Annotated in this window: 15 protein-coding genes; 13 read left to right on the forward strand and 2 right to left on the reverse strand. The window is 70.0% G+C overall.

Going from position 1 to position 21,152, the window contains the following annotated elements; genetic code table 11:
• Nucleotides 1-157: 157 nt before the first annotated feature.
• The gene (locus tag KEG57_RS10400; protein ID WP_272419533.1) at nt 158-301 is read right to left on the reverse strand and encodes a hypothetical protein; all 144 of its coding nucleotides are present in this window, start codon (nt 299-301) and stop codon (nt 158-160) included.
• A gap of 86 nt (nt 302-387) precedes the next feature.
• On the opposite strand from KEG57_RS10400, the gene KEG57_RS10405 reads away from it, so the two are divergent.
• From KEG57_RS10405 to KEG57_RS10465, 13 genes are all read left to right on the forward strand, one after another.
• On the forward strand, nt 388-2,304 hold the full coding sequence (locus KEG57_RS10405; RefSeq protein ID WP_272419534.1) for a hypothetical protein: 1,917 nt from the start codon (nt 388-390) through the stop codon (nt 2,302-2,304).
• Between the two features lie 39 nt (nt 2,305-2,343).
• Nucleotides 2,344-4,083 (forward strand): carbon starvation CstA family protein, encoded by a 1,740-nt coding sequence (locus KEG57_RS10410; RefSeq protein ID WP_272419535.1) that lies wholly within the window; start codon nt 2,344-2,346, stop codon nt 4,081-4,083.
• Nucleotides 4,084-4,319: 236 nt separating this feature from the next.
• Nucleotides 4,320-5,945, forward strand: coding sequence for an AgmX/PglI C-terminal domain-containing protein (locus KEG57_RS10415; RefSeq protein ID WP_272419536.1), 1,626 nt, complete (start codon nt 4,320-4,322; stop codon nt 5,943-5,945).
• Between the two features lie 418 nt (nt 5,946-6,363).
• Nucleotides 6,364-7,620, forward strand: a complete 1,257-nt coding sequence (locus tag KEG57_RS10420) for an AgmX/PglI C-terminal domain-containing protein (RefSeq protein ID WP_272458420.1) — start codon at nt 6,364-6,366, stop codon at nt 7,618-7,620.
• A 33-nt stretch (nt 7,621-7,653) separates the two neighbouring features.
• On the forward strand, nt 7,654-8,655 hold the full coding sequence (locus KEG57_RS10425) for an asparaginase (protein WP_272419538.1): 1,002 nt from the start codon (nt 7,654-7,656) through the stop codon (nt 8,653-8,655).
• Nucleotides 8,652-9,605 (forward strand): DMT family transporter, encoded by a 954-nt coding sequence (locus tag KEG57_RS10430; RefSeq protein WP_272458421.1) that lies wholly within the window; start codon nt 8,652-8,654, stop codon nt 9,603-9,605. The genes KEG57_RS10425 and KEG57_RS10430 overlap by 4 nt, the downstream gene beginning before the upstream one ends.
• Nucleotides 9,606-9,680: 75 nt before the next feature.
• Nucleotides 9,681-12,212, forward strand: a complete 2,532-nt coding sequence (locus tag KEG57_RS10435; RefSeq protein ID WP_272419541.1) for a glycosyltransferase — start codon at nt 9,681-9,683, stop codon at nt 12,210-12,212.
• 113 nt (nt 12,213-12,325) lie between these two features.
• Nucleotides 12,326-12,982, forward strand: a complete 657-nt coding sequence (locus KEG57_RS10440) for a ClpXP protease specificity-enhancing factor SspB (protein WP_272419542.1) — start codon at nt 12,326-12,328, stop codon at nt 12,980-12,982.
• Nucleotides 12,983-13,040: 58 nt separating this feature from the next.
• Complete coding sequence (locus KEG57_RS10445; protein ID WP_272419543.1) at nt 13,041-14,273, forward strand: branched-chain amino acid ABC transporter permease; 1,233 nt, start codon at nt 13,041-13,043, stop codon at nt 14,271-14,273.
• Complete coding sequence (locus KEG57_RS10450; protein ID WP_272419544.1) at nt 14,270-15,082, forward strand: ABC transporter ATP-binding protein; 813 nt, start codon at nt 14,270-14,272, stop codon at nt 15,080-15,082. The genes KEG57_RS10445 and KEG57_RS10450 overlap by 4 nt, the downstream gene beginning before the upstream one ends.
• Nucleotides 15,079-15,837 carry an ABC transporter ATP-binding protein gene (locus KEG57_RS10455; RefSeq protein ID WP_272419546.1) on the forward strand — a complete coding sequence of 253 codons (759 nt, stop codon included), beginning with the start codon at nt 15,079-15,081 and terminating at the stop codon, nt 15,835-15,837. Before KEG57_RS10450 ends, KEG57_RS10455 begins: the two co-directional genes overlap by 4 nt.
• A 154-nt stretch (nt 15,838-15,991) precedes the next feature.
• Entirely contained in the window at nt 15,992-16,357 is a 366-nt protein-coding gene (locus KEG57_RS10460) for a response regulator (RefSeq protein WP_272419547.1), read from the forward strand.
• Nucleotides 16,358-16,570: 213 nt separating this feature from the next.
• Nucleotides 16,571-19,843, forward strand: a complete 3,273-nt coding sequence (locus KEG57_RS10465; RefSeq protein WP_272458422.1) for a MopE-related protein — start codon at nt 16,571-16,573, stop codon at nt 19,841-19,843.
• Between the two features lie 12 nt (nt 19,844-19,855).
• Here KEG57_RS10465 and KEG57_RS10470 read toward each other — a convergent pair whose 3' ends face one another.
• Nucleotides 19,856-20,923 carry a hypothetical protein gene (locus KEG57_RS10470; RefSeq protein ID WP_272458423.1) on the reverse strand — a complete coding sequence of 356 codons (1,068 nt, stop codon included), beginning with the start codon at nt 20,921-20,923 and terminating at the stop codon, nt 19,856-19,858.
• Nucleotides 20,924-21,152 lie beyond the last annotated feature (229 nt).

The following is a 21,152-nucleotide window of genomic DNA, read 5'->3' on the forward strand; positions in this document are numbered from 1 at the left end:
AGCCTTGGCGAGGTCCATCCTCGGTTGCTGGATCTCGGCCCGACCGAGTTCGTCTCCTCGTAATGGTCCCCGGCCGCCTGGACGCAGCATTCGTATCGGCCGCGTCCTCGCCGCGCGTCAAAATGGGCGACGCCGCGGCGCGTTCATCCCTCGGTCCTCAGCGCGACCACTGCGATTGCTGATTGTTTTGCCGCGCCGCGCAGCCGCAGCCCGGATCGGCTGCGGGAGGCGGCGCCCGGTGCGAGGAGCAGCCTGCGAGGAGGGCCGAGAGCGCGACGAGAGCAAGGAGGAAGTGGCGCATGGCTGCCATCGTTTCCGAGCCGATGCGGCAGGTCAAGCGCCCGCGCTTTTCTCGGGGTGCGCTTCGGCGATAGCCTCTCGTTTCGCATGGGACGAAACCTCGGACCCCGCATCCGGCGCGTGGTCCTCTCCAAGGAAGGCCTCGCCCACGTCGAGCGACGCGGCAGCGCGGACGGTAGCTTCGAGCTCCCCTTCGGCCGCGCCGAGCTCGGCGAGGTTCTCCGGTCGCTCGTGGTCTGGGTCGAGCGCGGCGAGGGTCGAACGACGGCGCTCGCCTTCGACGCGCCCGAAGACCCGGACGCCGCGCTCGCCGAACGAAAACTGCGCTTCGAGCCAGGGACGACGCTGCGCGGCATCGTGCACGCCGCGCGGGGTCGGCGCGTGCGGACCTTCGGGAGCGACGGGCCGATCGAGGGCGAGGTGCTCGGCTTCGAAGAATCGACGAGCGGGCAAGGGCCACGCAGGTGGCTACTCCTGCGCACGGGAGCCGGGCAGATCGAGGTCGTCGACATGGCGTCCGTGCGGCAGATCGAGCTCGCCGATCCCGCGCTGCAAGGGAGCCTCGACGTGCTCGTGAGTCGCGGGCGGGCCTCGGCAGGTGGAGATGGTCGCGCCGTGCGCGTCGGCCTCGCGGGTCGTGTGGAGGACGTGCGCGTGCTCTACGTCGTGCCCGCGGCGCCGTTTCAGCTCTCGTACAGGCTCGCGCTCGCGGGCGCGGAGGCGCGGCTCTTCGCGTTCGCGCTCGTGCAGAACCCGCTCGACGAGGATCTCGAAGACGTGGAGCTCGTGCTGTCGTCCGCGCAGGCGGCCGCGGCGTCGAGTGATTCGTACGGGCGCGGCGATCGACGGATCGACGACGAAACCGAGAACGCGACCAAGCTCGAACGCACGCGCAGGGCGCACGGCCAGCCCGCCACGATCCGCGCGGCCGCGCCGCTCGGCACCCTCGTCGCGCTCGCGGGGCGCGCGCCGGAGCGCATCGACGATGCCGACACGATGGACACCGAGCAAGCGGCCGCCGAGCTCGCCGCCGTGGCCGCCGCCGAGCCGAGGGAGTGGGTCGCCGAAGGACCCGTCTCCATCCCGCGCCGCGGCGCCGCGATGATCCCCGTGCTCGCCACGAGCGTCCGCGTGCGCAAGGAGCGCCTCTTCCGCGAGGGCGCAGGACCCAGCCCCGACCTCGTGCTCTGCTTCGACAACGACACCGGCGTGCGCCTCGACGAGGGCCGATGCGCGGTCTACGACGAGGGCCGCTACGTCGGCGAATCCGCGATCGGAGCCGCGACGCGCGGCGCGCTCGTGCGTGTCTCGTTCACGAAGGACCCGGGCGTTCGTTGCCACCGCACGAGCCGCAAGGACACGACCTTCGCGGGCGTCGTCTTCGAGGCGGGCGGCCTCATCGAGCAGCGGCGCGTCGAGGAGCGTCACGCCTACTGCGTCCGCAGCGATCACTCGACGGTCGTGGACGTCGTGATCGAGATTCCGCGCAAAGACGGCCGCACGCTCACGGCCGAGGGCCTCACGCCCCTCGCCGAGACGCCGCGCGTCACGCGCTTCCGCGTCGAGGTCCCGCCGCGCGGCGAGGCGACGATCGAGGTGCGCGAGGTGTGGACCGAGTCGACGCGCCTCGCCTACGAGTCGGTCGAGCCCGGGCAGATCGAGACCTGGCGCGCCTCCGGGCGGGTTGCCGCTTCGCGGCTCGACGTGCTCTCCGAGCTTTCCCGCAACGTCGAGGAAGCGACGCAGCTCGAGGCCGAGCGGATGCGGCTCGATCGTGAGCTCGTCGAGGTCTACACCCGGCACGGAAAGATCGCCGAGCAGCTCGCGGTGCTGCGTGACGCGGGCCCGGAGGGGGCGCTGCGCGCGCGGTACGTGAGCGAGCTCGACGCCATGCAGCAGCGCATCGGCCCGATGGAGACGGAGATGCGCAGGCTCCGGGACGAGGCCGAGACGCGGAGGCGCGCTGCGGAGCGAGCGCTCGCGAGCCTCGCGCAATGCGCGTAACGCGCTTCGACGAACGCGGCGTGGCCTTATACTCGCCGCGTGCTGCCCCTGCTCGCGCTCGGCGTCATCGTCGTCCTCACCGTCGGCTACTTCTCCTACGGTCGCCTCATCGCGAGGAACTACGCGCTCGACGACAGCGCCGAGACGCCCGCGGTGCGCCGCGCGGACGGCGAGGACTTCGTGCCGACGAAGCCCTTCTACCTGCTCGGCCAGCACTTCAGCGCCATCGCCGCGGCCGGCCCCATCGCCGGCCCGATCCTCGCGGCGCAGATGTTCGGCTGGGTCCCGTGTGTCCTCTGGATCGGCTTCGGCGTGATCTTCATCGGCGCCGTGCACGACTTTTCCGCGCTCGTGGCGAGCGTGCGTCACGAGGGCGAGAGCGTGGCCGAGATCGTCCGGCGGCAGCTCGGCCGTCGCGCGTGGCTGCTCATCCTCACGTTCATCTGGCTCGCGCTCATCTACGTGATCGTGGCCTTCGCCGACATCACGGCGAGCACGTTCGTCGGCAAGACCGAGGAGTTCGAGGGCGGCAAATACAGCTTCAACCCGGGCGGCGCCGTCGCGGCGGCGAGCACGATGTACCTCGGCCTCTCGGTCCTGATGGGCCTCATCGACCGGCGCCTGAAGCCCCCGCTCTGGCTCACCACCATCCTCTTCGTGCCCGCGACGCTCGTCGTCGTCTGGCTCGGCACCAAGATCTCCACCTCGTTCGTGCTCCCCTTCGAGAACCCGCAGCGCGCGTGGGGCCTCGGCATCCTCGTCTACTGCTTCGTCGCCTCGCTCCTGCCCGTGTGGCTGCTCCTGCAGCCGCGTGGCTACCTCGGTGGATTCGTCCTCTACCTCGCGCTCGCCGTCGGCACGATCGGCCTCTTCTTCGGCGGCCTGCGTTATCCGGGCGAGTTCGACATCCGCATGCCGGCCTTCAAGACCTTCGACGCCGGCGGCCCCTTCGGCGCGCTCTTCCCGTTCCTCTTCGTGACCATCGCGTGTGGCGCCTGCTCGGGCTTCCATGGCCTCGTCTGCTCGGGCACGACCTCGAAGCAGATCGCCAAGGAGTCGCACACGCACCCCGTCGGCTACGGCGCGATGCTGCTCGAAGCCTTCGTCGCCATCATCGCGCTGACGACGGTCATCACGCTTGCGCCTGAAGGAAAGCTCCCCGGCCCCGGCAAGATCTACGGCGACGGCGTCGGCCGCTTCATGACCGTCATCCTCGGCAAGGAGCACTTCCTCTTCGCCGCCACGTTCGGCGCGATGGCCTTCTCCACCTTCGTCTTCGACACGCTCGACGTCTCCACGCGCCTCGGCCGTTACGTCCTCGAGGAGCTCTTCGGCTGGAGCAAGAAGCGCAAGGCGGGCGCGATCGCCACGGCGCTGACCTTGCTCCCGCCCGCGTACTTCGTCGCCACCGCGCGCCCGCCCGCGCCCGGCGTGCGGCCCGCCTACCTCGATTTCTGGACGCTCTTCGGCACGAGCAACCAGCTCCTCGCCGCGCTCACGCTGCTCGCCGTCACCGTGTGGCTCCACCGCGAGAAGCGCCGCGTCTGGTACACGGCCGTGCCCATGGTCTTCGTCATGACCGTGACCCTCTGGGCGCTCATCGCCCAGATTCGCCACGCCTTCGGCGCCATCCGCGAGGGCGGCTTCTCCCTGAACACGGCGACGATGAACGGCGTCGTCGGCGTCCTGCTCGTTGGCCTCGCGATCGCGCTCCTCGTCGAGTCGTCCCGGGCGCTCCTCGGCCGGACGCCCGCGCCGGCCGAGACGCGAGCCAGCTGAGCCCCGGCGCTGCCAATTCCCCTGCAATCCCCGCTGTTTCGGGTCCATGTCGCTTTTCTGGAACCCGCCCCGGATCTCGCTGTCGTTAGGTACGTGGACGCGATGCTGAACGACGGATGAGACGCGCGGCCGCCCTGGAGAGGGCGCCCGACGAGTCGCCCGCGTATCCGCGCTTCACGGAAACACGGCAAGAGCGATCCCCGCCGATGCGCGGAGGAAATCAGGAGAGGTTTGTCATGGATCATCGCAACGAGAAGAAGCCGGCACTCGACTCGAACAACCCGTTCGTCGCCAAGGCGCCCGTGGATCTTTTCGGCGCGACCCAGGCGCGCCCCTTCGATCCCCGCGCTCTCTTCGCCGACAAGGCGAGCGAGCCCGAGATTGTGGCTGCCGACGCGCCCGAGGGTTCGTACACGTACGCGCTCCTCAAGAGCGGCCCCGAGGTCCCGGCCGAGGAGTGCGAGCGCGCGGACGAGGCGATCGAGATCATGATCCTCTGGGGCGACTCGGTTCTGCACGTCGCGCACCTCTCGCCGGTTCGTCCGTTCCACGTCGGCGAGGAGAACGCGGACTTCGTGATCCCTGCGGCCACGCTCGGCGCCTCGCGGCTCCCGGTCGTGCTCGTGGGTGCGGATGGCAAGGCGCGTGTCGTGGTGCCCGCGACGGCGAAGGCCTCGCTCGAGACCGAGGGCCGCCGTGCTTCGGTCGACGCGACGAACGCGATGCCGTGTGCGGCGCTCGCGGGCAGCGTCGAGGTCGCGCTCTCGCTCGGCGCGCGGGTGAAGGTGGAGATCAGCGGCCTTGTGATTCAGGTCGCGAGCGTGAAGGCGGGCCGGAAGGTCAAGGGCGGCGCCGTGGCGATGCAGGGCAAGGGTCTCTCCTGGCACGGCGTGTCCCTCGCGGTGCACGCAGGGTTGCTCGCGGCGGCCGCGTTCTTCCTCCCGCCCCTCGGCGTGACGGACGAGGACGCGATCTCGGAGGAGGACAGGTACTTCATTCAGCACGCGCTCGACGTGAGTGCGGAGCGCGAGGAGGAGAAGAAGGAGACGCCCGAGCTCGCCGAGAACACCGAGAAGTCCCCCGGCGGCAGCTCCGGCGCGCGTGCGCAGGACAGCGAGGGCAAGATGGGCAGCACGACGAGCCGGAAGAGCGACGGTCGGTTCGCGCTCGCCGGGGACAAGAACAACACGGACCCGCAGATCGCGCGGCAGGCCGCGATCGACGAGGCGCGCACCTTCGGCATGATCGGGATGCTCAACGTGATGAACGGCGGCGACCCGAACGCCATCACGGCGAAGTGGGGCGGCGAGACCTCGTTCGGCAGCGACGAGCGCAGCGCGCTCGGCAACATGTGGGGTTCGTCGATCGACGACGCGGCGGGCTCGGGTGGCCTCGGTCTGACGGGTCACGAGGAGGGTGGTGGTGGCAAGGGTGAGGGCATCGGGCTCGATCGCATCAACACGATCGGCGTGAACCTCGGCGGGCCTGGCGGCTTCAACCGCCAGCTCAAGCCGAAGGACCACAAGACGAGCGCGCCCATCATGCGTCCGCAGGGCGTCTCGTCGAGTGGCCGTCTCCCGGCCGAGATCATCCAGCGGACCGTGCGGCAGAACTTCGGTCGCTTCCGGTTCTGCTACGAGCAGGGCCTGCGGACGAACCCGAACCTCCAGGGCCGTGTGGCCGTGCGGTTCGTGATCGGTCGCGACGGCAGCGTCTCGCAGGTGTCGAACGGCGGGTCGGATCTGCCCGACCAGAACGCGGTCTCCTGCGTGGTCCGCTCGTTCTACGGGATGAGCTTCCCGGCCCCGGAGGACGGCATCGTCACCGTGACGTACCCGATCATGTTCCAGCCCGGCAGCTGATCCCGAACCAGCTGCGGTGAACGAAGCGCCGGGGCCACCTCCCACATGTGGAAGGTGGCCTCGGCGGTCTCGTTTTGTGGGTCTCACGTGCGTGCGTCGCCTTCGCCGAGCGCCCGGGGCGCGTGCCACGTGTGTCACTCGTCTTCGCCGCGCGTCTGGGGCGAGGACCACGTGTGTCACTCGCCTTCGCCGAGCTGCCGGGGCGAGTGCCACGTGTGTCACTCGTCCGCGCCGACCTCCTCGGAGGATCTCCACATGTGGCAGGTGGGCTCGGGGGGTCTCCTTCGTCGGGTGCCACGTGTGTGCATCCTCGTGCGAGGACGGGAGCGCCGTCTTGCACGTGTGTGATCCGCTTCCCGCGATGCCGGGCCTCATGTAGCCTCATCGAGGGTCCGGCTGGAACGATCGGGAGGGTGACGTGGTCGGTGTGTCCGTGGCCTCCGATCCGCCGGTTCTGGATGCAAGGGTGAGCGCGGCCGCGGCGCGCGCCGTGGACGTCGTCGTGCGGTGGGGGAGCGACTGCGTGCTTCGAGCCGTGGAGCTCTCGCCGCCGCGTCCGTTCTTCGTCGGGGAAGAAGAAGGCTGCGACGTCGTGTTGCCCGCAGAGATCGCGGGCGGCTCGCGCGTGCCCGTGCTGCTCGCGCGCTGGGACGGCGACGTGCGCGCCGTCGTGCCGAAGGGCGCGCGTGTCGTGTTCGATGGCGAGGGCAAAGCGATGACCCCGGCGCGCGCCATCGCGCGTGGCCTTGCGGAGAGCTCGCGCGCGTATCGCGATGCGGCGGAGATTCCGCTCGGGTCTGGCAGGACGATCGCCGTGCGCATGGGGCCGATCACGATCGAGATCACCGGCAGCGTCGGTGCTCCCCGCGTGTCGAGGCAGCCCGTGCTGGAGCGTCGCACCGGGCTTTCGCACCTCGCGTCGGTGCTGCTCCATCTGCTCGTCTTCGCGGCCCTTGCCTCGCGGTTCCAGCCCATCGAGGACGACGACTTCGACGGCGTCACGGACGATCAGAAGTTCTTCATCCAGCAGATGCTCCGCCGCAGCGACGAGCGGGAGATGGAGGGGCTTTACGCCGACGAGATCGCGGGCCTCGAGTACCGGGCGCGGCGGCGGCAACGCAAGAACCGCGCGGAGATGGATCTCGAAGCGGCGTGGATGCGCTCGCTCCAGGAGGCTGGCGAGCGCTGGAGCGCGGAAGAGTTCGCACGCGCGCGCACCGGTGAGCCCGAGGACGCCCGCGAGACCGGCTTGATCGGCCTGCTGTACGATCGCCCTCCGCGGCCGGCCCCGACCACGGCTTCGATCGTTCCTTACCCAGAACACCCCGAGCCCAAAGGACGTGGTGCAACGCAGTCGCGCCCGGGCGCCATGTCTCTGAGCGGTCGATTGCCTCCCGAGGTGGTGCGGCGGATCATCCGGCAAAACTTCGGGCGCTTCCGCCTCTGTTACGAGAACGGTCTGCGGAACAACCCGAACCTGCAGGGGCGCGTCTCCGTGCGGTTCGTGATCGGCGCCGACGGCGCGGTGTCGAACGTCGGCAACGGCGGCTCCGACATGCCCGACGGCGGCGTCGTGTCATGCATCGTGCGCTCCTTCGAACGCCTGAGCTTTCCGAGGCCCGAGGGCGGCATCGTGACGGTGGTCTACCCCATCATGTTCTCGCCGGGCGGATGAGCCAAACGCCGAACCTTTGCTAGTCTCGCGCCCGTGCGTCTTTTGCTGATCCACACGGGGGGGACGCTCATGATGCGCGGCGGCGATCCGACGCCGCTCGAACCCGACGTGTACACCCGCGACCTCGTCGCGGAGCTGCCCGTCCTTCGCAAGCTCGCCGAGATCGAGACGAAGATCCTCTACAACCTCGACTCGGCCGACTTCCAGCCTCACCACTGGGTCGAGCTCGCCAAGACCGTCCACGGCTCGCTCGATCGATACGACGGCTTCGTCATCGTGCACGGCACGGACACGATGGCCTACACCGCGAGCGCACTCGCGTTCCTGCTCCCCGGACTCGATCGTCCGGTGATCCTCACGGGCGCGCAGAAGCCGCTCGCGGACGTGCGCACCGACGCGCGGACGAACCTCGTCGACGCGTGTCACCTGGCGACGACGCGTATCCCCGAGGTGGGCATCGCGTTCCACTCGGAGCTCTTGCGCGGCTGTCGCGCGACGAAGCTCGACGCGTGGGGGATGAAGGCCTTCGGTTCGCCCGCGTGCCCGCCGCTCGCGGAGCTCGGCCTCGGCGTGAACCACGCGCCGCACGTGCTCGCGCCGCGACCCTGGGCGCCGTTCGATGGCCGGCTCGAACCCCACGTGCTCGCGGTGCGCACGTTCCCGGGGCTCGATCCGCGGCTGCTCCACGGAGCGCTCGCGGTGGGCGTGAAGGGCATGGTGATCGAGGCGTTCGGCGCGGGGAACGTGCCGCGCCTCGAGAACTCGCTCGTGCCCGTGATCGAGGCGGCGCGCGCGGCGGACGTACCCGTGGTGATCGTCAGCCAGTCGATGCGCGGGGCCGTGGATCTGACGCGGTATCACGGCGGCGTCGCGGCCGCGCGGGCAGGGGCGATCGGCGCCGGGGACATGACGACGGAGGCCGCGTTGACGAAGCTCATGATCGTGCTCGGTCGCGCGGAGGGCGTGAGCGAGGGCCGCACGTCGGCGGTGCGCGCGGCGTTCACCGCGTCGTGGGCCGGCGAGATCAGCCTGTGAGCGGCGCGCGTTCGAGGCTCGAGGGGCGTGGCCGCGCGGCGTTGTTCGTGACGCTCGCGAGTTTGTCCTTCGCCGTGAGCGCGCCGATGGCCGTGGTGGCGAAGCCCGCGCACCCGCTGTTCCTCGCGTTCGGCCGCGTCCTGCTCGCCTCGCTCCTGCTCTTCGCGTTCGATCCGGCGGGCGTCGTGCGTCACGCGCTCGCACTGCCGCCCGCGGTGCGCCTTCGGATCCTCGCGTGCGGGGCGCTGCTCGGCGCGCACTTCGCGCTCTTTCAGGTCGGCCTCTTCGCGACCTCACTGCCCGCGGCCGTCTCGCTCGTCTCGCTCGAACCACTCAGCGTGGTCATCTTCGCGTTCCTCGTGCACGGCGTGCGCCCGACGCGCCGCGAGCAGGCGGGCGTGCTCCTCGCGACCGCGGGGGCCGTGGTGATCGGGCGAGCGGCGGGAACAGGAGAGCACAAGCTCGCGGGGGATCTGTTCGTGCTCGGCGCGGTCTCGCTGTACGGGCTCTACGTGGCGGCCGCGCGCGCGATCAAGGACGCGCTCCCAGCGCGGCATGCGGGCTCGTTGATCTACGGCGTCGCCGCGATCGTGATCTTCGTGGTCCTGCCGCCGCTCGGCGTGCTCGACGGCGTGACGAGTTTGCCCGCGAGGTCGTTCGTCGCACTCGCGGCGATCGCCGTCGTCCCCACGATCATCGGACACACCTCGGTGCAGGCCGCGGCGCGCACGCTCCCGCCTGCGATCGTGGCGCTCGTGTCGCCGGGCGAGACGCTCGGCGGGCTCGTGATCGGCGCGCTGTTCCTCGGCGCCAAACCCACGGGGATGGAGCTACTCGGCGCGGCCATCATCCTCGCCGGCGTGCTCGTCGCGATCGTCGGACCTGAGCCCAGGACGGACGGGCAAGAGGACGCGAAAGCCCCGGACGCACGCGGGTCGACCCGGGCGTGATCGAGGCTGATTTCCCGCTGGATCGAGCACATCCGCGCGCTTGACACGGGCCTCTCGGAGAGGACGCTCGCTGCGATGTACGCGAGCCTGTTCCAGTCCGTGCTTTTCCCGCTGTACGAGACCCACCTCCGCAAACGCGACACCTTGCGCGCGCTCGCCGAGCTCGAACAGTCGCAGTGGCGCACGCCCGAAGAGGTCGCCGAAGACTCGTTCCGACGGCTCCTCGAAGCGCTCCGCCACGCCGAGACGAACGTGCCGTTCTACCGCCGTCGCTTCGCGGAGTACGGCGTGCGCGCAAGCCAGGTGAAGGCGCCCGAGGACCTCGCGGCCTTCCCGATCCTCACGAAGGAAGACGTGCGCCAGCACGGAAGCGAGCTCGTCGCCGAGACACACGTGGGCCGGCTCCACCCGAGCTCGACCGGTGGCTCGACCGGAGAGCCGATGCGCTTCGCCTACGATCATCCGACGTACGAGCGTCGCGTCGCGGCCGCGCTACGCGCCGACGGCTGGGCCGGCGCGGAGATGGGCGAGAAGGAGCTCCACGTCTGGGGTCGTCCACCCGGCGAGAAGAAGGGGCTTGGTACGACGAAACGCACGGTGCAGGAGACGCTCTGGCGGCGCAAATACATCTCCACGTTCCACCTGCGCGCCGATCGGCTCGGCGAGACGGTCCGCGAGATCGTCGACTACGCGCCGCGCGTGGTGGTCGGTTACACGACGCCGCTCTTTCTCCTCGCGCGCGCCGCGCTCGAGCACGGCATCGAGATCCCGCCGCCCCGAGGCATCATCACGGCCGCAGAAAAACTCTTCGATCATCAGCGCGAGGTGATCGAGCGCGCGTTCGGGGCGCCGGTCTTCGAACGGTACGGCTGCCGCGAGGTGATGCTGATCGGCGCCGAGTGCGAGCGGCACGAGGGCCTGCACCTGCACGCCGAGGGCGTGTTCGTCGAGCTCTATGGCGGAGGTCGCCCCGCCCCGGTGGGCACGCCCGGCGAGGTGATCCTCACCGACCTCTACAACCGCGCGATGCCGTTCATCCGCTACCGCAACGACGACGTCGCCGTCGCCAAGGTCGGCAGTTGCGCGTGTGGTCGAGGGCTGCCGCGGCTCGCCTCGGTCGAGGGCCGCGTGCTCGATCTGCTCGTCGGCGAGGACAGCCGCATCGTGGCCGGCGAGATGATCCCGTTCCTGTTCAAGGACCTGCCGGTCGAGCGCTACCAGGTCCACCAGCGCGCCGATCGCACCGTGACGCTGCGCATCGTGCCCGGCCCGACCTACGGGCCCGAGGTGACGAAGCTCGTCGACGAGCGTCTGCGGCTCGTGCTCGGCCAAAGCGCGCCGCTCACGGTGGAGATCGTGCGCGACATCCCGCTCACCGCCGCGGGCAAACATCGGGTCACGGTCTCCGAGGTGCCTGTCGATCTCGGCAGCGTGTCGATCAAGAAGTCGCAGGACAAGCCCGCGCCCCGCGCCGCCACGCCGAGGCCCCGCACGCGCGTCGCGCACGTGGTGCTCGGTCTTCGAGCAGGCGGGCTCGAGCGCGTGGTGCTCGATCTCGTGCAAGGCATGGACCGCTCGCGCTTCGATTCCATGGTGATCGCGCTCGACGAGCCGGGCGAGCTCGCGTCGCGCCTCGCGCCGATCGACGTGCCGCTGCGGCTGCTCCCGCGCGGGCAGGGGCTCGATCCGTCCGTGATCGGCGAGCTCGCGGATCTGTTCGGTCGTGAAGGAATCGACCTCGTGCACACGCACAACCCTCGTCCGCACGTGCACGGCGCGCTCGCGGCCCTCGCCGCGCGGCGCGTGACGGGCAAGCGGCCGCGCGTGGTGCACACGAAGCACGGGCGCAACTACCCGGGCGACCTCGGGCGCGTGCTCGCGAACCGCATGGCCTCGGCCCTCTCGGACCGGATCGTGGCCGTGAGCGACGACGCGCGGCGGGTGGCCCTCGAGATCGAGCGCGGCAGCGCGCGGCGGCTCGTGACGATCCGCAACGGCGTGGACACGCGCGCCTACAAGCCCGGCGACGTCGAGCGCGCGAGGCAAGCGCTCGACGTGCCCACGGGCGTGCTCCACGTGGGCTGCGTGGCGCGCCTCTCGGCCGAGAAGGACCACGCCACGCTGATCCAGGCGTTTGCACGCGTGCGCACGAGTCACCCCGGAGCACGGCTCACGCTCGTCGGCGAGGGGCCCGAGCGTGCTTCCCTCGAAGCGCTGGTCAAGAAGTTCGGCCTGCAAGGCGCAGCGCATTTCCTCGGCCATCGCGACGACGTGGCCGCGCTCCTGCCCGGCTTCGACCTCTTCGCGCTCGCGTCGCGCACCGAGGGCACGAGCCTCACGCTCCTCGAAGCCGCAGCCGCGGGCCTGCCGATCGTGGCCACGCGGGTCGGCGGAAATCCCGAGATCGTGACGGACGGCGAGACCGGTCTCCTCGTCCCCGCCGGTGAGCCCGTCGCGCTCTCCGACGCGATCGGGAGCCTGTGGGCGCGGCGCGATCGCGCGCGCATGGGCCAAGCCGGCCGCGCGCTCGTGGAGGCGCGCTACGGCATGGGGAAGATGATCTCCGCCTACGAGACCCTGTACGCCGAGGTCCTGCGCCTCGCCTGAGGCGTTTTGCCCTTGCCAAGCCCGCGCGCCGGCCTCCGAGCGGGCGCGCGCGGCTTGCGGCTCGCGCATTCCGGGCTTGGCGAGATGCGCGCTTACAGGGTATCGGAGAGGGGATGTCCGACGGTCACCAGAAGCTCCCGCCCAAGAAGGAGGTCGCGCTCGCCCTGCTCGAGGGGCCGAGCATGTACGTGCACCTCGACCCGCGACGTTCGGGCGTGCTGGTGCCGAAGCGCTTCCTCGACAAGCCGCAGCTCGTTCTGCAGATCGGGATGAACATGATCATCCCGATCCCCGATCTGAAGGTCGACGACGAGGGCGTCACCTGCACGCTCTCGTTCGATCGGGCCCCCTTCTGGTGCCGCATGCCCTGGAACGCGATCTACGCGCTCGTCGGCGAAGACGGCCGGGGGATGATGTGGCCGACCGACATCCCGCCCGAGGTGGTGGCGCAGATGCAGGCCCCGCAGCAGGCGAAAGACGCGCAGAAGGCCGCGCAGAAGAAGCCGCGCAAGCTCGCCGCGGTCTCGGATACGGAGCCTTCGCCCGAGCGCAAGCCGCTCGCCGAGGATCCCGCCCCGGCGCAGACCACGTCCGACGAGGAAGCTGCCGCAAAGGAAGATTCGTCGGGCGAAACGGCGGCGGCGAGCAACGCCGAAGAGCCGAAGACCGTGGAAGCAACGGAGTCTCCGCGTCCGCAGGCGGCGCCCGCGCCCGGTCCGGGTCGCAAGCCGCGCCGCGAGCTGCCGCCCTACCTGCGGGTGGTGAAGTAAGAAGCCGCGTCGCTCCTGCTTGACCGTGGGAGCCGGTCGCGCGAGTTTTCACCCGCCCATGTCCCCCTCGACGGTGGCAGACGGTGCTCGGACGAGCCGAGCCGCGTCGCCCAACCCCCTCCTGCGCCGCATCCTGGTCACGCTGGCCCTTCTCGGCGCCGTCGTGGGGCTCGAGTTCGCGTTCGACACGCTCGTGCCCGACGCGGCTCTGCAACAGCTCGTGCTGTTCGCCCTGGTGAACGTCGTCGTGGCCCTCTCGCTGAACGTCATCAACGGGATGGCGGGTCAGTTCTCCATCGGCCACGCGGGCTTCGTCGGAATCGGCGCGTACACGGCCGCGATCGTCGCGGGGCACATCCACAAGGCGCTCGGCGTCGACGACATCCTCTTCTCGAACTCGTTCCTCGTCATGCCCGCAGCGATCCTCGCGGCGGGCGGCGTGGCCGCGATCTTCGGGTTCGTCGTAGGGCTTCCGAGCCTCCGCCTCCGCGGCGATTACCTCGCGATCGTCACGCTCGGCTTCGCGGAGATCTTCCGGCTCGTCATCGCCACGGCGCAGACGGGCGGCGACGTCGAGGGGCCGATCGCGCAGTTCCTCGCCTACCTCGGCGGGCAGAACGGCTACGCGGGGCCCGATCGCAACGGCGTGCCTCAGTACGCCGGCCCGTTCTGGATCTTCGGCGCGGCCGTGGTCGCGGTGATCATCGCGTGGCGGCTCAAGTTCTCGGGCTGGGGGCGCGCGCTCCGGGCGCTGCGCGAGGACGAGATCGCGACGGCGAGCGTGGGCGTCGATCCGACGCGGTACAAGGTGACCTCGTTCGTCATCGCCGCGACCGGGGCCGGCATCGCGGGCGCGATGCTCGCGTCGATGCGCAACGGCAACCCCACCGTGCAGCCCGATCAGTTCACCTTCGCCTACTCGTTCGACGCGATCACGATGGTGATCCTCGGCGGCTCGGGCAGCGTGTCGGGCGCGATCGTGGGCGGCGTGTTCGTCACGTTCACCGTGAAGATGATCGAGCAGCTCCAGCGCTTCGAGTCGGTGCAGGCGCTCCAGGCGGCCTACCCCTCGCTCGACCTCAACGCGCTGCGCATGGTCGTCTACGCCTCCGTGCTGATCGGCCTCATGATCCTGCGCCCCGAGGGCATCTTCGGCGAGCGCGAGCTCCTCCGGCGCAAGCCTCGAAAGCGCACGAGCCACGCACCGCCCGAGCCCTTGCCTGCGCGCACCGAGGTGGAGGCGAATCCCAAGAGCGAGACGGGTCCCCTCACGGGAAAGGCGGACAAGTGAGCGCGCTCGAGCTCCAGGGCGTGACCAAGACCTTCGGCGGCCTGCGCGCCGTCGGGGGCGTGACCTTCAAGGTGCCCGAGCGCTCGATCTTCGGCCTCATCGGCCCGAACGGCGCGGGCAAGACGACGGTCTTCAACCTCGTGACCGGCGTCTACAAGCCGGACTCCGGTTCGATCCGCTTCGCCGGCGAGGAGCTCTCGCTGCTCAAGCCCGCGCAGATCGCGCGCCGCGGTGTCGCCCGCACCTTCCAGAACATCCGCCTCTTCGGCCAGCTCACCGTCCTCGAGAACGTGCTCGTCGCCTGCGAGAACCGCCGGCGCTCGGGCCTCTTTTCGGCGCTGCTCCGTTCGCCCTCGTTCTTCCGGGACGAGGCCGAGATGCAGCGCCGCGCGATCGAGCTGCTCGCGATCTTCGACCTCGACAAGCTCGCCGACGAAACCTCGACCTCGCTCTCCTACGGCAACCAGCGGCGGCTCGAGATCGCCCGCGCGATGATGCTCGAGCCGAAGATCCTGCTGCTCGACGAGCCGGCCGCGGGCATGAACTACGGCGAGGCCGAGGGCCTGAAGAAGCAGATCCACTGGCTGCGTGATCGCTTCGACCTGACGGTCATCCTCGTCGAGCACAACATGCAGGTCGTCATGGGCGTGTGCGAGGAGATCCACGTGCTCGACCACGGCGAGACCATCGCCCACGGCACGCCCGAGGAGATCCGCAAGAACCCCAAGGTCCTCGCTGCGTACCTCGGCGAAGAGACCCCGGACGAGGCCACGTCCGCCGCCGCGAAGCAGGAGGAGGCCGCGACGTGAAGACCGCGCACCCGACGCGAAAGGCCCCGACGGCCGAGACGGGCAAGCCGCTGCTCGTCGTGGAGAACCTCGCCGTCTCGTATGGCGGCATCAAGGCGCTGAAGGGCGTGAGCCTGGAGGTGCGCCGCGGCGAGATCGTCGCGATGATCGGCGCGAACGGCGCGGGCAAGACGACGACGCTGAAGACGATCGTGCGCCTCTTGCCGATCGCGGCGGGCAAGCTCGTCTACGACGGCAGGGACCTCGCGGCTGTCGCGGCCGAGGAGATCGTCGGCCTCGGCATCTCGCTCGTCCCCGAGGGGCGCGCGATCTTCCCGAACCTCACGGTGCGCGAGAACCTGGAGATCGGCGCCTGGAACCACAAGAACCGGGGAGCGATGGACGAGACGCTCGAGGACGTGGTGCGTCTCTTCCCGCGCCTCGGCGAGCGCATGAAGCAGGAGGGCGGCACGCTCTCGGGGGGTGAGCAGCAGATGCTCGCGATTGGCCGCGCGCTGATGGCCAGGCCTTCCATGCTCCTGCTCGACGAGCCCTCGCTCGGCATCGCGCCGCGGCTCGTCGCGGACATCTTCGAGGCGATCGCCCGCGTGGCGCAGGCCGGCACGACCATCCTGCTCGTCGAGCAGAACACGCGCCTGGCGCTGAAATACAGCATGCGGGCGTACGTGCTCCGCACCGGCGAGATCGCGATGACCGGCGATTCGAAGGAGCTCGCGGCGAACGAAGAGGTCCGCGCGGCGTATCTCGGCGGCTAGCGCTCCCGATCGCGCCCTCGCTGCGAAATGACGCGGCACGTGATGTGCAATCGCGATCGCACCGCGCTGCCCCGTGCGCCGCGCCGAACCCACTTCCCGCGGGTTCACCGGTTCTTGGGCCCGCGGGCGCGTCTTTTGCTAAGGGCGAACCATCATGGATAACGCATCGATACGCGTCCTGGTCATCGACGAGAACCCCACGAGCGCCGGTGATCTCGCGTCGTTCCTCTCCGCGCATCATTACGACGTGTCGACCTGCTCTGCCCTGGACGGGGCCCGGAGCGCGGTCTCGTCGCGCAGGCCGCACGTGCTCGTGCTCGCGACGAAGGATCATCCGCACGCCGAGGTCGAGGAGGTGCGCAAGGTGTATCCCCGTCTGCCGCTCGTGCTCCTGACGGAGGAGGCGGGCCAGGAGCTCCTGCTCGACGTCGAGGCGTTCGCCCCCGCCGTCCCTGCCTGCCCCGCGCGCGGCTTGGGCCACATCGAGTCGGCCGTCGAAGCTGCAGCGCACTTTTCCTGACCCACATCACTTCGATCCTCGGAAGGGTCCTCGTGTTCGTCGTGGCTCGACGGACACGTAGGTGTGTCCGCGCGCCGCGCTTGCGCAGCGCAGCGGGAAAGGCGACGATTCGGCCCCCTGGTCGAAGGACCGACCAAGGGATGCGGCGCGCCCACCTTCCGCCGGCGCGCCCTCGCGAGGCTTCGCCTCGTTCGCGCCCTTCCCGGAGGACCGATGTCGAAATTCAAGGGCTTCCTCGCCGTCCTTGCGGCGCTTTGCGTCTTTGTGTTCGCAGGGCGCGCGGAGGCGACCCATTTCCGTTACGGCAACATCACCTGGAGCGTCCCTGACCCGGTCTCGGCTCCACGCACCGTGCGCTTCGACGTCACGATGGCGTGGCACGTCAAGTCGTTCATCGGGTCGACGACCCTCTACTTCGGTGACGGCGGGTTCAACCCGAATACGCAGGGCGCCTTCGTGGGCTCGGGCTACGACGCGACCGGCGACGAATACCACTTCTATCGCTACGCCGCGACGCACACGTACAACGCGCCCGGGCAGTACACGGCGTACTTCAGCGACTGCTGCCGCATCTCCGAGCTGATCAACGCGCACGACGAGAACTTCCGCGTCGAGGCCAAGGTCGACCTCACGCCCGGCAACACCGCGAACCCGGTCTCGGTCGTCCCCGCGATGATCCAGATGCAGGTGAACGGGATCCGGACCATCCAGATCCCCGCCGTCGATCCCGACGGGCAGCCGGTCACCTGCCGCTTCTCGACCATCCCCGAGGCGAACCCGAACCCCATCTACCCCGCGGTCACGCACTACCCGCCGAAGATCCCCTCGACAGGGGCGGTCCCGACGCTCGCCGTGAGCAACACGCCTCCCGGCTGCACGCTCACCTGGAACACGAACGGCGGCGTGGCCGGATCGAGGTTCGCGGTCCAGGTCATGCTGGAGTCGCAGAACCCTAACAACGGCAACATCAGCAGCGCCGCGCTCGACTTCATCATCGAGCTCGTGCAGTCGCCCGTGCCCACCTGCACGGGCAGCGGCGACTACGTCGTCGACATGGGGCAGACGTTCAACACGAGCTTCACGGGCACGTCGAACTCGTTCCTCAAGATGACGTCGATCGGCTCGTTCGGCGTCCTGAACCCGATCCCCGGCACGACCCAGCCGAGCCCCTTCACGACGAACCTCACCTGGTCGCCGGGTCTCGGCGAGGAAGGCACGCGCGTCCTCGCGGTCATCTACACGAACCAGCTGAACGTCAGCGGCTACTGCACGCTCACCGTCACGGTGCCCGAGTGCGCCGTGTACGGCACACCCTGCTCGACCGGCATCGGCGCCTGTCTAGGTACGGGCATCGAGCAGTGCGTCGGGCCGAACGTCGAATGCACCGCCGTGGCGAAGGATCCGATGCCCGAGATCTGCAACGGCATCGACGATGACTGCAACGACACGATCGACGACAACAACCCCGAGGCCGGCACGGTCTGCCCGACGAACCTTCCTCCGGCCTGCGGCACGGGCCTGACGAACTGCAACGCCGGCGTGCTCGAGTGCATCCCCGACGTCGCGCCCGGCAGCGTCGCCGAGACCTGCAACGCGATCGACGACGATTGCGACGGCACGACCGACGAGGGCTTCAACCTCGGTACGTCGTGCATCGTGGGCAACGGCGTGTGCGAGGCGGTCGGCAAGCTCATCTGCGACGCCGCGGGCGGCACGATGTGCGACGCCGTCCCCAGCGTTCCCATGACGGAGGCGTGCGACGGCGCGGACAACGACTGCGACGGCGTGGCCGACGAGGACTTCGGGCTCGGCGATGCCTGCACGAACGGCGACGGCGAGTGCACGGCGAGCGGCGTTTTGGTCTGCAACGCCATGGGCGGCGCGGTCTGCAACGCGGTGCCCGGCGCGCCGGTGGCCGAGGTCTGCGGCGACGGCAAGGACAACGACTGCGACAAGGTGATCGACAACGGCTGCGGCGATCAGGACGGCGACGGCCTGCACGACGGCCTCGAAGAGGAAGTCGGCACGAACCCGAACGACGCGGACAGCGACGACGACGGCGTCATCGACAGCGAGGAGCCCCTCTGGGACGAGGACTCCGACGGCGACGGGCTCATCAACGCGCTCGACCCCGACAGCGACGACGACGGCCTGTTCGACGGCACCGAGCTCGGCAAGGACTGCAGCGATCCCGCCACGGAGGCGCAGTTCGGCCACTGCAGGGCCGACGGCGACTCGGGCCAGACGGGGACCGATCCGCTGAACCCCGACAGCGACGGCGACGGCAAGAGCGACGGCTCGGAGGACCCGAACCTGAACGGCGTCGTCGACATGAACGAGGGCAACCCCGAGAACCCCGGCGACGCGAACCTGACGAAGGACTTCGACGGCGACGGCCTCGGCGACGAGCTCGAGATGGCGCTCGGCACGAACGAGAAGGACGCGGACTCGGACGACGACGGCCTGCTCGACGGCGACGAGTCGAACCCGACCGACGACACGGACGGCGACGGGATCGTCAACGTGCGTGACGTCGACAGCGACAACGACGCGCTCTTCGACGGCACCGAGGCGGGCAAGGGCTGCCAGCACCCGGCGACGAACGCCATGGCCGGTCACTGCCGCGCCGACGGCGATCTCGGCGGCACGAAGACCTCGCCCGTCGCGCGCGACTCCGACGGCGGCGGCGTGAGCGACGGCGCCGAGGACGGGAACCTGAACGGCGTGATCAACGCGGGCGAGCTCGATCCGAAGGCCGGGTCCGACGACGCGGACGTGATCGACACCGACGGCGATGGCCTGAGCGACGGGCTGGAGAAGGCGCTCGGCACGGGCGTGAACGACGCCGACTCGGACGACGATGGCCTGCTCGACGGCGCCGAGCCGAACCCGAGCGACGACACCGACGGCGACGGCGGCATCAACCTCGAAGACGCCGACGCCGACAACGACGGCCTCGCGGACGGCACGGAGGCGGGCCGCTCGTGCGACGGCGAGGGGACGGACGCGGCCGCGCAGAAGTGCACGGCGGACGCGGACAATGGCGCGACGAAGACGCTCGTGCTCGTCGCGGACACGGACGGCGGGTCGAAGCTCGACGGCGCCGAGGACACGAACCTGAACGGCGTGGTCGACCCGGGCGAGACGAACCCGCTTTTCGCGGGCGACGACCTCACGCAGCCCGAGTGCACGACGGACGCGGACTGCGGCGACGCGTCGAGCGGCAAGATCTGCCAGGATCAGCGCTGCGTCGCCGGTTGCCGCGGCGTGGACGGCAACGGCTGCCCCGACGGTCAGGTGTGCACGTCGACGTCGGACTCGGTGGGCCAGTGCCAGGCCGAGCCGCCGCCGGACAACCAGCCCGAGCCGACGAATCCCGAGGGTTGCGGCTGCCGCACCGCGCCTGCGCAGGGCGGCGCGCTGCCCCTCACGCTCACCCTCGTCGCGGGCCTGCTCTTCGCGACGCGCCGCCGCCGCGCGGCCTGACGTCCCGCCTCTCTAGCCCTCTCCCGCGCCCGTGGGAGGGGGCTCATCCGAAGCCACGAGCCCGTCGTAAAACTCTGCCACGATCGAGGCGAGCCAGCTTTGCGCGGCCGGCGTCCCGATCGTCGCCGTGAGCGCGGGGAACGTCGCGTCCGCGAGCGCCGTGACGATCTCGCGCGGAGGTTTGTCCGGAAGCCCGAGCGACGCGAACACCTCGGACACCGGCTTCGCCTCGTTCTCCTTCACCCACGCGAGCACGAACGCGCGCCGCCGCGTGGCGAGCTCCTCGTTCGCCGCGAGGTGCGCCGCGATGTCGACGCCGATCCGCGTGCCTTGCTTCGTCGCCTCGACGTCGAGCAGCACCTCGGCGAACCGTTGCTCCAGGAGAAACCCTGCGAGCCTCTGCCGGAGCGCCACGAACGGCGGGTCCCCCGCCCGCGCGACGATCGACTCGGCCGCGTTTTTCACGGCTTTTTGCGAGAAGCCGAGCAAGAACTTCCGGATCTCCGGATCGAGCCGCTTCTCGAAGTCCACGCGCAGCCCGTCGATCGACTTGCCCACGCCGCCGAGGCCAAACGGCCCGAGCTTCTTCATGAGCGAGGGCAAACCCCACTCCGCGACGAACGGGTTCACGCGCTCGGAGAACTGCTTCAGCGCGTCGTGCATCACCTCGCGCATCACCTCGCGCGCGGCCTCGCTCTCGGCGATCTCGCGCACGAGCTTCGGCGGCAGCACGTCGGGCCGCGCGAAGAGGGCGGCGAGATCCTTCTGCGCTTGCCCCGAGACGAACGATCCGATCGTCGCGCGCTCCTTCACGAGCACGGCGTGCACCTCGCGCGCGAGCCGCTCGATCGCAGGCCGCAGCGAGCCGTCCACGGTCTGCTTCGTGATCGCGGAATCGAGTGCTCGCGCGAGCGAGCTCGGCTCCACGAGACGACCGAGCGGCGCGAACCTGAGCTCGTCGAGCACGTCGGCCACGGTCTTCTGCCACTCGGCGCGCGCGGCGGGCGAGGTGAGCCGCGCTTTCAGGAAGGCGATGTGCCGCGTTTTGAGGTCCTCGAGCGCGGCGCGGGTCGTCTGCACGGATCGTTCGTTCACCATCGGAAGGTAACCCGCGTGCCTGGGCCGCGCGAGGCGGCGGCTGCCTCCGGGTCGTCACGAGCCTTCGCGAAGTGTCGAGGTTCGTCAGGACTTGTCACGGGCGGCCGGGGAGTCGCGGCAGCTCGTGACGAGCAGAGACAAACCGAGACAACATTTTACAAGTCCATGACAACTATGACGGCCGGCCTCTGGTACTCCCTCGTCGTTCCGC

This window comes from Polyangium jinanense, assembly GCF_028435365.1.